Annotated in this window: 10 protein-coding genes and 1 pseudogene; 4 read left to right on the top strand and 7 right to left on the bottom strand. The window is 46.9% G+C overall.

From position 1 onward, the window contains the following. Together QUA02_RS13380 and QUA02_RS13375 are read left to right on the top strand one after the other, a co-directional pair. Window positions 1-2805 carry a hybrid sensor histidine kinase/response regulator gene (locus QUA02_RS13380; protein ID WP_333028389.1) on the top strand — a complete coding sequence of 935 codons (2805 nt, stop codon included), beginning with the start codon at window positions 1-3 and terminating at the stop codon, window positions 2803-2805. A gap of 485 nt (window positions 2806-3290) precedes the next feature. Beyond that, a complete protein-coding gene (locus QUA02_RS13375; protein ID WP_333028386.1) occupies window positions 3291-3767 on the top strand; it encodes a chemotaxis protein CheW in 477 nt (158 codons plus the stop codon). Window positions 3768-3770: 3 nt separating this feature from the next. Here QUA02_RS13375 and QUA02_RS13370 read toward each other — a convergent pair whose 3' ends face one another. Beyond that, window positions 3771-4376 (bottom strand): hypothetical protein, encoded by a 606-nt coding sequence (locus QUA02_RS13370; protein ID WP_333028385.1) that lies wholly within the window; start codon window positions 4374-4376, stop codon window positions 3771-3773. 148 nt (window positions 4377-4524) lie between these two features. On the opposite strand from QUA02_RS13370, the gene QUA02_RS13365 reads away from it, so the two are divergent. Next, a complete protein-coding gene (locus tag QUA02_RS13365; protein ID WP_333028384.1) occupies window positions 4525-5232 on the top strand; it encodes a pentapeptide repeat-containing protein in 708 nt (235 codons plus the stop codon). A gap of 79 nt (window positions 5233-5311) precedes the next feature. Here QUA02_RS13365 and urtE read toward each other — a convergent pair whose 3' ends face one another. The 6 genes from urtE to urtA all read right to left on the bottom strand — a co-directional run bounded on the left by urtE (window position 5312) and on the right by urtA (window position 11650). After that, the gene (gene urtE / locus QUA02_RS13360) at window positions 5312-6010 is read right to left on the bottom strand and encodes an urea ABC transporter ATP-binding subunit UrtE (protein ID WP_333028381.1); all 699 of its coding nucleotides are present in this window, start codon (window positions 6008-6010) and stop codon (window positions 5312-5314) included. 139 nt (window positions 6011-6149) lie between these two features. Continuing rightward, complete coding sequence (gene urtD, locus QUA02_RS13355) at window positions 6150-6896, bottom strand: urea ABC transporter ATP-binding protein UrtD (protein ID WP_333028379.1); 747 nt, start codon at window positions 6894-6896, stop codon at window positions 6150-6152. Window positions 6897-7039: 143 nt separating this feature from the next. Next, window positions 7040-7768 (bottom strand): TIGR00266 family protein, encoded by a 729-nt coding sequence (locus QUA02_RS13350; RefSeq protein ID WP_333028378.1) that lies wholly within the window; start codon window positions 7766-7768, stop codon window positions 7040-7042. A 90-nt stretch (window positions 7769-7858) separates the two neighbouring features. Continuing rightward, a complete protein-coding gene (gene urtC, locus QUA02_RS13345) occupies window positions 7859-9001 on the bottom strand; it encodes an urea ABC transporter permease subunit UrtC (RefSeq protein WP_333028377.1) in 1143 nt (380 codons plus the stop codon). 27 nt (window positions 9002-9028) lie between these two features. Then, window positions 9029-10183, bottom strand: a complete 1155-nt coding sequence (locus tag QUA02_RS13340; protein ID WP_333028375.1) for an ABC transporter permease subunit — start codon at window positions 10181-10183, stop codon at window positions 9029-9031. A 150-nt stretch (window positions 10184-10333) separates the two neighbouring features. Further along, a complete protein-coding gene (gene urtA / locus QUA02_RS13335; protein WP_333028374.1) occupies window positions 10334-11650 on the bottom strand; it encodes an urea ABC transporter substrate-binding protein in 1317 nt (438 codons plus the stop codon). Between the two features lie 256 nt (window positions 11651-11906). Between urtA and QUA02_RS13330 the strand changes: the two are divergent. Then, window positions 11907-12167, top strand: a pseudogene (locus tag QUA02_RS13330) (7-cyano-7-deazaguanine synthase); the annotation flags it as partial. Window positions 12168-12240: the final 73 nt, after the last annotated feature.

Below are 12240 nucleotides of genomic sequence, written 5' to 3'. Positions count from 1 at the left end.
ATGAATACCGACGATTTAAATGAATTAATAGATGCTTTTACGGCGGAAACCCAAGAGTTTCTCCAATCAATGGAGACAAACTTGTTGGCGATGGAAGCCGCCGGTTTGAAAGAGCGAGAAGCGGCAGTTAAAGAAATGTTTCGGGCGGCTCACTCGATTAAAGGTGCGGGTTCGATGTTGGGCTTTCACACCGTGTCGGCGGCGGCTCACACGCTGGAGGAGTGTTTTGTCATTTTGCGCGATCGCACGGACTTGTCGGCCCTGGAACCGGCCACTGTAACTGTTTTGCTGCAAGGGGTGGACGCTCTCAAAAAGATTGCGACCGAAGCAATCGGGCACTCGGATGTCAGCACTCCGGATCAAACGGAAAATTTGGAGGCGATCGCCCAAATCCAAGCTCAGTTCGAGGCCAAGTACGGCAAGGCGGAACTGCCACCAGTCCCCGCAGCCAGCCGATCGGCAGCCCCGGAAACCGTGAAACTGATTTTTGAACACGAATTGCCGCCAGTCTTCAATCGCCTAGAAACCGAGCTTTCCCAAGCTTCCGAGGCAGATTTGGCAAAAAGCGTGACCGCCCTCAACCAGGTTTACTACCAACTCTCCGGCTTGGCTGGAATGCTGCAATTGCCGGATTTTGGGAAAGTCGCCGAACCCCTCAGAGATTTGATCGACTCAAAGGACTTGACTCTAGAACGCTTGCAGTCCGAGGGTTGGGCGATCGCCCAAAACTTGCAAACCGCACGCCAACAGCTACTCGAAGGAAGGGCGATCTCCCTCCCCCAAATCCCCCCCGCAACCGAACAGGAATCAGAAGTATCAGAAACATCGGAAACCCCTTTTTCCCCCACTCCCCCAATCTCCCCCTTCTCCACTCCCCCAGTCCCCAACCCGCAAAGACCAACAATCCGGGTAGACTTAGAACGCTTGACCGAATTAGTGAATCTCGTCGGAGAATTAGTCATCAACCGTACAAATTTGGAACTTCAAGAATCCGAACTGCGCGGCGAAGTCAAGCGCATCCGCCGCAGCATCGTAGATTTGAACCAATTCGGCGGACAGTTGCGAGAAGAATACGACAGACTGAGTTTTGCAGACTGGAGAGGGGGAAACGGGAACTCTGGATTGGGGAAATTTGCAGGATCGGAAACAGAATTTCCCACGATCGCTAACGGCAAATTCTCGATCGCCCATTCTCACTTTGATATCTTAGAGATGGATCGTTATACAGAGTTCCACTCGACAGCCGCAGAAGTCATCGAAACTGCCGAAACAATTTCTCAATCCGCCACCAAATTAGACACCTTAGCGATGAAATTCGAGCGCAGTACCGACCAACTGCGCCGGATTACCGAACAACTGCGCAGCCGCGTCATGCAGTTGCGAGTCGTGAGTTTCAGTCGCGCCGTCGATCACTTGCCCAGGGCGCTCAGGGATATGTGCCTCACATACAATAAAGATGTCAACCTGCTGCTAGTCGGAAGAGATACCAAAATTGACGAAAGTTTGCTCGACGCTTTGCGCGACCCCTTGGTACACTTAGTGAGAAACGCTTTCGACCACGGCATCGAAATGCCCGAAGTTCGGCAAGCAACCGGCAAGCCCGCCAGCGGTCAAATTGAAATAGAAGCCCGCCACCAAGGCGGCCAAACTATTATTACTGTCGCCGATGACGGCAAAGGCATTGACCCGGAAATCATTCGCCGCAAAGTTGTCAAAAAAGGTTTAGCGACAGAGGAACAAGCTCAAGAGTTTTCTATTGCCGAACTCTACGATTTTCTGTTTTGGCCGGGTTTCAGCACTGTCGAGGAAGTGAGCGACCTTTCGGGGCGGGGAGTCGGGCTCGACGTGGTGCGAACAAATTTGCGGACTGTGCGGGGGACTGTGAAGGTGGACTCTCGCCTGGGAAAGGGCACGAGTTTTATTATCAAACTGCCGCTGCTGCTGTCGATTACTGAGGCTTTGATGGTGAAGACCGATCGCAATAAAATAGCAGTGCCGCTGGATGCAGTCGAGGAAATTCTGCACGTTAAAGCTTCGGAAGTTCACACCGCCGGCAATCAGCCGATGCTGTGGTGGCGGGAGGAATTTATTCGATTGGTGCGACTGCAAGATTTGCTCGAATACAGCGTCGTCGGGCCCGACGGCCCCTCTCCTGACCCTTTGACCCAAGACCACATTCCCGTCCTGGTTTTGGCTTCTAGCGAAGGAATGCTGGCGGTGGCCGTGGAACGGCTGATCGGTCAGCAGGAAATTGTGGTTAAACCGTTGCCGCCGCCTCTATCCAAGCCTCGCGGGGTTTTGGGGAGTACGATTTTGGGAGATGGCAAAGTTGTAACTATTTTGGATGTGGACGATTTGGTGGGTCAACCTTTAGCAAATAGTTCGATCGCCCAGGGGTACGGTAAAGCGCCGCAGATGGCACCGAGTTCGAGTCAGTCACCGCAGATTTTGGTAGTGGACGATTCCTATACAATTCGCCAGTTGCTGTCTCTGATGCTGACTCGTGCTCGCTACCGCGTAGTGCAGGCTAAAGATGGTTTGGATGCCCTGGAAAAGCTGCAAAATGGTCTCGATTGCAGTTTGGCGATCGTGGATATTGAAATGCCCCGGATGGACGGATTTGAATTGTTGCGATCGATGCGATCGACCCAGCGGTTTGCTAAGATTCCCGTAGCCATGCTGACATCCCGCAGCGGCGAAAAACATCGCCAAATGGCAATGGAATTAGGCGCAAATCAATATTTCACCAAACCTTACAGCGAAGCCCAACTTTTAGAAGCCATCCCCAAATTAATCAAACATTAAATAATCCTAAATAGCCGTAAGGTGCGCATTGCGCACCCTAAAGATAGAGGTTCTATGTAAGTCCTATCAACTCGAAAATCCAAAATCTAAAATCGAATGACTCATATCAAATCCGGTAGCATCGGAATTAATGTTATTCACAGTCAGGAGACGGCGCCGTGCCGTGTCCCTACAATTAATCGGGGTAGTCCAAGGGTACTGCCGTGTCCGACCTATCATGTCGCTCGTGCAACCGGAATTGATATCATGCCAATTACAATCGCCGTTTTCGCAGCTATAAAAACAATTCAAACTCCCATACCAAAATACTCAAAAATCAAATGTTTTTCATCTAAAATTAAAAATATAAGCTCCTAAATCGAATGACTAACACCAATTAGAATCGCCGTTTCCGCAGCCAGAAACAATCCAAAGTCGCCAATCCCAAAACAATCCTAAATCCCAATTTTTCAATCTAAAATCCTAAATCCAAAATCTAAAATCGCATGACTCACGCCAATTACAATCGCCGTTTTCGCAGCAAGAAACAAGGGAATGTGAGAACGCCTCCTCGAAAACTTGTTTCCTTTGAACTGGGGAACGTTTACTATGCGCTTCCTATTGAAAATGTGCAGCGCGTTGTTAAAGACTTTAATCCCTACGGTTTTTTAGATAGCGGTCAAAGTTTAGTGCGGCACCAAGAAGAACTGATTACCGTGATTAATTTAGGCAAAATATTTCCCAGCAGTCGGAGCATTGCTGACTGCAACTACCTGATTGTTTGCACATTCAATCAGAGCGATCGGTTGGGAATTCCCATTCCTGATATGCCGAAAATTTTGGAAATTCCCGAAGAAAGATTCTGCGAAATTCCCGAATTGTACCGTCAACAGCAACTGCCTCCGGTAATAGAAAAGTTAATTCGCGCACCTGACGGTTCCGAAGTTTTTTATCTGAATTTGGCTCTATTTAGCCCAACCTAATATCTAGCAATTTTCAGTCATCATCCAAACGAGAAAGCCCAAGATTTGCTCAACCGGAGGCAGAGAATAATCTGTAAGATCGATAGATACGCATTGCTCTTCTAGTTTAAGAAACCGCCAAACTGTACCGCTAGTTACGGTTCCGTAAATCGTCGATATCGGCTGTTGCTTTTGTTGATTAAAACGTTGAGCTGCAACCATTTCTGCAAGGCATTGCCCTAAAGCTGGTTTAAGGTCTTCTTTCTTGGCTTCCACCAATACAACCGCAGGGGCTTTAATAAATAGTTGTTCCGGGGAACGACTTAGGAGAAAGTCCACATAGCCTGTGAGTTCGGCCTCGGGTTCTACATTGAATTCAACGCCTGAAAAAACGCTAATCTGCCCTTGAAGCTGCCGTTTAACTTCCAGCAACACAGGATTGATAATCCCCTCAGAACGAGCTTTTTCACTACTGACAGCGATCGCCCAGGGAATCGTTTCTTTAAGAGTATCCTGAAGCAAAAGACTAGGAGTGACTGGCCCAATTTCGGGTAAAAAACGCGCGCCTTCAACGATCGTAAGATTGAAATCCTCTACCGCTTTGCTGAGAGTAAATTTACTGTAAGGCATAGGTTAATTATTTTCAATCGCATACCGTAACACTTTTGACTTAAATCAGGAATGTTTTATTTTTGGCTTAATATACTCGATTGAGTGTACCATCTTTACATAGAATTTGCTGTAAATGGTATTCTTGCAAGCAAGAATTTATCGATCTATGAAAAAACTCACGATACTGTCGATCGCCCTGCTAATTTTTGCAGCAACTCTTGAATTGCCGAAGGTGGGGCTGCAACTAAGTGCGATCGGGCAAATAGAAACACCCCAACAAATCCCAACACCCCAACAAATCCAAACACCCCAACCAATAACACCCCAACCAATCCAAACACCCCAACCAATCCAAACACCCCAACCAATCCAAACACCCCAACCAAAAGCAGACGACCCCAAAAAGCTCGGCTACGTCTCCCCAGAATTTGCAGAAAATTTCTCCCAGCAAGAAATTGACCTAATCAACGCCAACGTCGAAACGCTGTTGCTAACCCAAAGCTGCGCCCGCTGCGACCTCCGAGGCGTAAAATTAGTTAACATTCGCTTAAAAAATGCGATCGTCACAGGAGCAGATTTATCAGATGCCAACCTCAGCGGTAGTCGCTTCGAGATATCAGATTTTGTCAACACCAATCTAGCTCGCACAAACTTAAGCGGAGCCGAATTAGTAGGAGCGAGAATCAGCAACGCTAACCTCAGAAAAGCTAACTTGACAAAGACAAATCTAGACGGTGCAGACCTGCGATTTTCCGACTTGAGGGATGCCAATCTTTCCGATGCCAACCTCCGCAATGCTAATATAGATGGCGCTAGTATCGATCGAGCAAGCATGGCCGGCACCACAATGCCCGACGGCAGAAAAAATCAATAATATAGCCTGTGGTAATCGGTAATTGAGTAAGGTGCGCACTGCGCACCCTACTAATGACTAATGACTGCTGACTGCTTACTCAAACAGCCAAAAACCTCTGGATCACCTCATCGCTTAATTCGCTAGTGCTTCCAGAAGCCACAATCCCCCCTTTCTGCATAGCATAATACCAGTCAGCTTGTCGCACAAAATGCAAATGCTGCTCCACCAACAAAACAGAAATTCCCCTAGTCGCAACTACGCGGCGCACCGCAGCTTCAATATCCAAAATAATCGACGGTTGAATCCCCTCCGTCGGTTCATCCAAAACCAGCAATTTCGGATCGCCCATCAAAGCCCTAGCAATAGCCAACTGCTGCTGCTGTCCCCCGCTCAAATCACCGCCCAGGCGATCGAGCATAGTTTTCAGAACCGGAAATAACTCCAAAATTTCATCAGGAAGTTCAGGATTTTTTGTCTTGGTTGGTTTCGCCTCCAAACCTAACAATAGATTTTCTTTTACCGTCAAACGTGGAATAATTTCGCGACCTTGAGGCACATAACCAATGCCCAATTTTGCCCGCTGGTGAGTCAACTTAGAAACAATAGACTCACCACCAAAAGTAATTGTGCCGCTGCGGGGTTGCAGCAACCCCATCAGGGTTTTTAGCATAGTAGTTTTGCCAACACCGTTGCGGCCGATCAAACAAACCATTTGCCCCGCCGTCACGCTTAAATCGACACCGCGAAGAATGTGGCTTTCGCCGTAGTAAACATTCAAATTAGAGACTTGCAGCATAATTATTGACTGTTGACTGTTGACTGTTGACTGTTAACTGTTAACTGTTGACTAATCACTAATAACTAATGACTAATGACTAATGACTAATGACTAATGACTAATGACTAATGACTAATGACTAATGACTTTTTACTTTTTACTCTTCCGGTTTTCCCAAATATACCTCAATTACTCGATCGTCATTTTGCACCTCATCCATCGTTCCTTCGCACAAAACAGAACCCTGATGCAGCACCGTCACCTTTTGAGCAATTTGCCGCACAAATTCCATATCGTGTTCTATCACTAACACCGAGTGACTTTCTGCCAGCGAAATTAGCAAATCTCCAGTTAGAGCCGTTTCTTCATCAGTCAAACCCGCCACAGGTTCATCCACCAACAACAAATCGGGAGATTGCGCCACCAACATCCCAATTTCCAACCACTGCTTTTCCCCATGAGAAAGCAAACCAGCAGGAACATCAGCTTTAGCAACTAAACCAATTGTTTCTAACAAACCGGCAACCGTGCGCTTTTCAGCTACAGGAGAAGGCTTGAACAGAGTTGGAAATACATTTTTATCACGGTTGGAAGATAGCTCTAAATTTTCTCGCGGCGTTAAATTTAAGTAAACTCGCGGCGTTTGAAACTTGCGGCCAATACCCAGACGGGCAATCTGATATTCCGACAATTTGCGCAAATTGCGACCTTTAAATATTACCCGCCCTTCCGTCGGCTGCACCTTACCGGTAATCGAATCGAGAAAAGTTGTTTTCCCAGCACCGTTGGGGCCAATGATAACTCGCAGTTCGCCCGCATCCATACTAAAATTTAAACCGTTGATGGCTTTAAAACCGTCAAAGCTAACAGTCAAGTTTTCTATTTCTAATACTTTTCCATTCATAATTAGCACTTAACTCACTAATGAACAAGAACCGATACCCATTGTAGGGTGAGTCAGCAAATATCCTGCCTTATTAAGCTGATTTTTTCCCCCTGACGCACCCTACTTTCTGATGCACCCTACACAAGCACATAAACGTTCGTTTACTCTAAGACAATACTGCTAGAACTGCTCGTTACTGAAGCTGGATTTGCAGCCATAATCCGCTCAGCTAACTTCGAGAGCGGTAGACTTTGCAAATACACTTTGCCAGGCCCAGTTAGCTTGACTAAAAACAAGCCTTCGCCGCCAAATAAAGCATTTTTAAACCCGCCCACAAACTGAATATCGTAATCTACAGTCGGCGCAAAGGCGACCAAACAACCAGTGTCCGCTCGCAACACTTCGCCAACTCCCAAATTTTTCTCAACTATTGTTCCTCCCGCATGAACAAAAGCTAGCCCGTCACCCTGCAATTTTTGCAGAATAAAACCTTCTCCGCCAAAGAAACCGGCACCTAGCCTCTTGGTGAAAGCTACCTCAATTTCAATGCCGTTTGCCGCACAGAGAAATGAGTCTTTTTGACACAAAAATTTACCGCCAAGTTTTCCTAAATCGAGAGGAATTACTTTACCCGGATAGGGGGCGGCAAAAGCGACGCGGGCCTTGCGATTTCCGGCGTTGACAAAGCTGGTAATGAAAAAACCCGCTCCTGTCAACATCCGTTTGAAACCTTGAAATAAGCCGCCACCTGTGGATGTTTGCATTTGGATGTCGCCTTCCATGTATGTCATGGTTCCAGCTTCAGCCCTGACGCCTTCTTTGGGATCGAGTTCAATCTCGATGAGTTGCAAATCGTCGCCGTAGATTTTGTAGTCAATAATATCTGCCATATTTTGCCCCTAAAGTTAAAGAAATGAGTAGTTTACTACAAAATCTTTGCTTGGGAATCCGCAAGAATACCGTACATCATCATTTAACACTCAATGTTCGAGTTCTTCTTTTTCGTGCAGCACTTCAGGGTCTGTTTCTAGGCTAGGGTAAGTAGATACGTACCTAGGTTTTCTGAACAGGGCGCGGATTTGGTCTAAACCTTGATGTTGCAGCCATCCGACTAAGCCGTCGGGCAGCACTGTGACTACTATTAGGAATAGCGCGCCTTGGAAAAATAGCCACACTTCTGGAAATTGTTCGCTTAAAAAACTCTTGCCAAAGTTGACTAATAGTGTTCCTAATACTGCTCCAGATAATGTAGCGCGACCTCCCACTGCCACCCAAATTACCATTTCAATTGAAAAGGCAATATCCATCGCTTTAGGCGAAATAATTCCCGTTTGTACGGTGAATAAAGCGCCTGCTATTCCGGCTAAACCGGCGGAAATTGCAAATACTAAAACTTTGTATCCTGTGGGATTGTAACCTGAGAAACGCAGGCGCACTTCGTCGTCGCGAATTGCTACTAGCAAGCGCCCGAAACGCCCGCTTGTCAGCCAGCGGCAGAGGGCATAAGTTGCTGCTAGAAATAGTATGGTGAAAATGTAGAAAATATATTGAGTATCTCGGTTATTTACTGTGGCTCCGAACAAGGTTTTAAAGTCGGTGAGTCCGTTGGTGCCGTTAATCAGTTTTTGCTGGCCGTTAAAGAAGTTGAAAAATACAATTGTTGCTGCTTGGGTGAGAATTGAAAAGTAAACGCCTCGAATCCGATTGCGGAATACTAAATAACCTAAAATTGCGCCCAAGATTGCGGGGATGAGAACTACTGCTGCTGCTGAGAAGGGAAATGAATAGAATGGTTGCCAAAACCAGGGCAGTTCGGTGACGCCGTAGAGGTTCATAAATTCCGGCAATTGACTGCTGGCGTTTGGGGGGAATTGCAGTTTTAGGTGCATGGCGAAGGCGTAGCCGCCGATCGCAAAAAACACCCCGTGCCCTAAACTAAGTAAACCCGTATATCCCCAGATTAAGTCTATGCCGAGGGCCGCAATTGCTAGTGCTAAAAATCGTCCGAGTTGGTTGAGGCGAACGTCGGGGAGTATTCCTGGGAGGAGCAATATCAGAATTAGGGCGATCGCCCCTACAATTGCCGCTTCTTTTAGCACTGCCTTTCGTTGTGTATTCTCCATTTTTTTTTGCGCTCAAAGCTGTAGTTTTTAATTTTCAACCGTGCGTCCTTTTTGCGGAAAAATCCCTCCAGGCTTCACTTGCAGAAAAGCCATAATTAAGGCGAATACCATTACTTTTGCCATGCTGGTTGTGGCGAAAAATGTGAAGAAATCAGCTAAAGGCTTGACAGGCTCGAAGATTATTGCTAAGGTTCCCGAACCGATGAGGTAATTTGCAGTGCCGATCGCCATCGCAGCAACTACACTCCCCACAATCTTGCCGACACCGCCCACAACCACAACCATAAAGGTATCGACTATATAATTTTGTCCGGTATTTGACCCTACGGAACCGATCAGACTGATCGCGCAGCCAGCGACACCAGCCAACCCCGAACCCAAAGCAAAAGTCAGCGCGTCTACTTGTTGGGTAGGAATTCCCAAACACGCACTCATGCTGCGATTTTGCGTCACCGCGCGAATCCGAAGTCCCCACACAGACTTTTGCAAAAATAAGTAAATTCCCGCCAAACAAATTCCTGTCAGCACAATAATAAAAATTCGGGCGTAGGGCAACTGGAAATTGCCCAGCGGGATGCCGCCGCGCAGCCATGCAGGCGCAGTTACGTCCACATTTTGAGCGCCAAACCAAGGTTTAGTTACTGCCAGTTGGTAAGTTTGCCCTAAAAGTGCGCTCACCGCCCAAGAAATACCCAAAGACAGAGGCAAAATGATGGCGATAATTTTGCTGCGAATGCGATCGAAATCGGGACGCCGCTTTAGCACCTGCAATGCGCCAAAAAACAGCAAACAAAACACCGCAATTCCTGTCACCAGCACCCAACTCACGCTGCGGACAAACTGCTGCAAAATTAAACTAACACCCCAAGTTGCCAGCAGAGTTTCTAGCGGGCGGCCGTAAAGATAGCGGATCACCCCTCGTTCGAGAATTAATCCTACCAGTGCCGCCACTAAGAAGGCTAAAGGCAAGGCAAAAAGAATATAGGTTTCAAAGGCGAATCCTCCGATACCTTTAAACACGTTCTGCACTACAAATGTTGTATAAGCTCCCAGCATCATCAACTCGCCGTGAGCCATATTAATCACGCCCATCAGCCCGAAAATAATCGCCAATCCCAAAGCTGCAATTAACAAAACAGCGCCGATGCTAATGCCGTTAAATAAACCGTCCAATATCGCCACTTTTTTCCTCCTATTTTGCTCAAATATTTGGGGTTGGGGCTGGTTTTATTGGGATTTAGTTATTATTAAAATAACTTATAAACCAGCCCCGCAGCGCTCAAGCGCAACTGCGAACTAAGAGAGCGCCCAAGCGCAACTGCGAACCTTGGATCAAGCTTTGAATTTGCCGCCTTTTGCGGGGTCTGACCAATCGCAAGAAAAGCCTTTTGTTTCAGCGACAAACTGATTCCAAGGCACCGGCTTCACTGCTTCTGGCGTAGCATAAGCAATGTTAAACAAACCGTCGTCTCTCACTTGGCCCAACCGCACAAATTTAGAGATGTGGTGGTTGCTTTCCATCGTAACTTTGCCCTCCGGCGCGTCAAAAGTTTGACCCAAAGCTGCTGCCCGCACTTTTTCCAAATCGTCGGCTGTCCCTGCTTTTTCGACGGCTTGCTTCCACAGGTAAACCATGATGTAAGCTGCTTCCATCGGGTCGTTAGTCACTCTATCTTTGCCGTATTTTGCCTTGAAAGCTTCCACAAATTTTGTGTTGGCGGGAGATTCCACAGTCATGAAGTAATTCCAGGCGGCGTAATGACCTTTAAGATATTCTACGCCGATCGCCTTTACTTCTTCTTCCGCAATACTGACCGACATTGACGGATATTTGTCTGGGCCCAAACCTGCACCCTGCAACTGTTTGAAAAAGGCTACGTTGCTGTCGCCGTTGAGGGAATTGAAAATGACGCCACCGTCAGGCAAAGCTGCCTTAATTTTAGTAATAATTGGCGTGACTTCTGTACCGCCCAAAGGGATGTAATCTTCCCCAACTAATTCGCCGCCTTTGGCTGCTAGCTGTGCCTTGATAATGGTATTTGCCGTGCGGGGGAAAACGTAGTCAGACCCGACTAAGAAGAATTTTTTCCCTTTATTTTCTAGCAGCCAGTCAACTGCTGGTTCGATTTGTTGGTTCGGCGCCGCCCCAGTATAAAAGATATTCTTGGAACACTCTTGACCCTCGTATTGTACGGGATACCAGAGCATATGATTTTTTTCTTCAAATACTGGCAATACTGCTTTGCGGCTGGCGGAAGTCCAGCAGCCGAAGACGGTGACAACTTTATCTTGGTCGATCAATTTTTTGGCTTTTTCGGCAAAAGTCGGCCAGTCAGAGTTGCCGTCTTCTATTACTGCTTCGATTTGTTTTCCGAGGACACCGCCAGCTTTATTAATTTCTTCGATCGCTAATTGTTCGGCATCGACAACACTTTTTTCGCTGATTGACATTGTGCCGCTCAAGGAATGCAAAATTCCTACTTTGATCGTGTTTCCACTGCTTGCTGCTGGTGTAGTTCCTGTTGATGTGGGAGAAGCGGCTGGAGTTGCGGTTGGAGTGGGAGTTCTACAAGCTTTGAGAAATAAACTTGATGTTAGGGTAGCAGAACCGTATAAAAGAAATTTCCGCCGATCGAATCGCTTTGCCATTTTTTCTTGTTACTCTTGAATAGATGAGTCAGATGATTGAGAATAATAACACATAGCGACTTGATATTAAGACTCGGTGCATAAGACTGTTGTATTTTTAGATACAAAATTTATTATTAACGAAACAGGTGACGATCGCACTGGGCTTTGAGTACGATCGGACTTGTGTAAATTAGTCTGATTACGGGATTGTAGCCGATCCGCGCTCCTTTGAGGCGATCGCTCCCGAAGGGAGCCGTTGCAAGACAGCCAGACGCTTGAGGGCGATCGCACCCTCGATCGAATGTCCGAAAGCATCCCCATCACCTACGTTCCCGATCGCAATACAATTTTTCTAAGTTTTGGCCTCGCCTGAGCCGAAACTCTCAATGCCGATCGCGTTTGCATTGGCGTCAACGCTTTAGATTATTCCGGCTATCCAGACTGTTGCCCCGATTATATTCAAGCCATGCAAGAAGTATTTCGGCTAGGGACAAAACAGGGGAGAGAAGGCGATGCAATTTCTATCTTAACACCGCCTTAATGAAAGCTTATTCCAAATAGCTTATGATAGGAATGCAATTTTCAACTGCCACTAAAACTCCTAAAAA

This window comes from Microcoleus pseudofavosus SVA1_A4 (assembly GCF_036700565.1).
Classification (GTDB): Bacteria; Cyanobacteriota; Cyanobacteriia; order Cyanobacteriales; family Microcoleaceae; genus Microcoleus.
The sequence above is the reverse complement of the archived record's forward strand: the minus strand, read 5'-3'. Positions and strand labels throughout refer to the sequence as shown.

What these genes read in the sequence shown, in the direction of transcription:
- QUA02_RS13380 (WP_333028389.1), top strand. Translation starts at nt 1, where the DNA reads ATGAATACCGACGATTTAAATGAATTAATAGATGCTTTTACGGCGGAA.
- QUA02_RS13375 (WP_333028386.1), top strand. Translation starts at nt 3,291, where the DNA reads ATGACTCACGCCAATTACAATCGCCGTTTTCGCAGCAAGAAACAAGGG.
- QUA02_RS13370 (WP_333028385.1), bottom strand. Translation starts at nt 4,376, where the DNA reads ATGCCTTACAGTAAATTTACTCTCAGCAAAGCGGTAGAGGATTTCAAT.
- QUA02_RS13365 (WP_333028384.1), top strand. Translation starts at nt 4,525, where the DNA reads ATGAAAAAACTCACGATACTGTCGATCGCCCTGCTAATTTTTGCAGCA.
- urtE (WP_333028381.1), bottom strand. Translation starts at nt 6,010, where the DNA reads ATGCTGCAAGTCTCTAATTTGAATGTTTACTACGGCGAAAGCCACATT.
- urtD (WP_333028379.1), bottom strand. Translation starts at nt 6,896, where the DNA reads ATGAATGGAAAAGTATTAGAAATAGAAAACTTGACTGTTAGCTTTGAC.
- QUA02_RS13350 (WP_333028378.1), bottom strand. Translation starts at nt 7,768, where the DNA reads ATGGCAGATATTATTGACTACAAAATCTACGGCGACGATTTGCAACTC.
- urtC (WP_333028377.1), bottom strand. Translation starts at nt 9,001, where the DNA reads ATGGAGAATACACAACGAAAGGCAGTGCTAAAAGAAGCGGCAATTGTA.
- urtA (WP_333028374.1), bottom strand. Translation starts at nt 11,650, where the DNA reads ATGGCAAAGCGATTCGATCGGCGGAAATTTCTTTTATACGGTTCTGCT.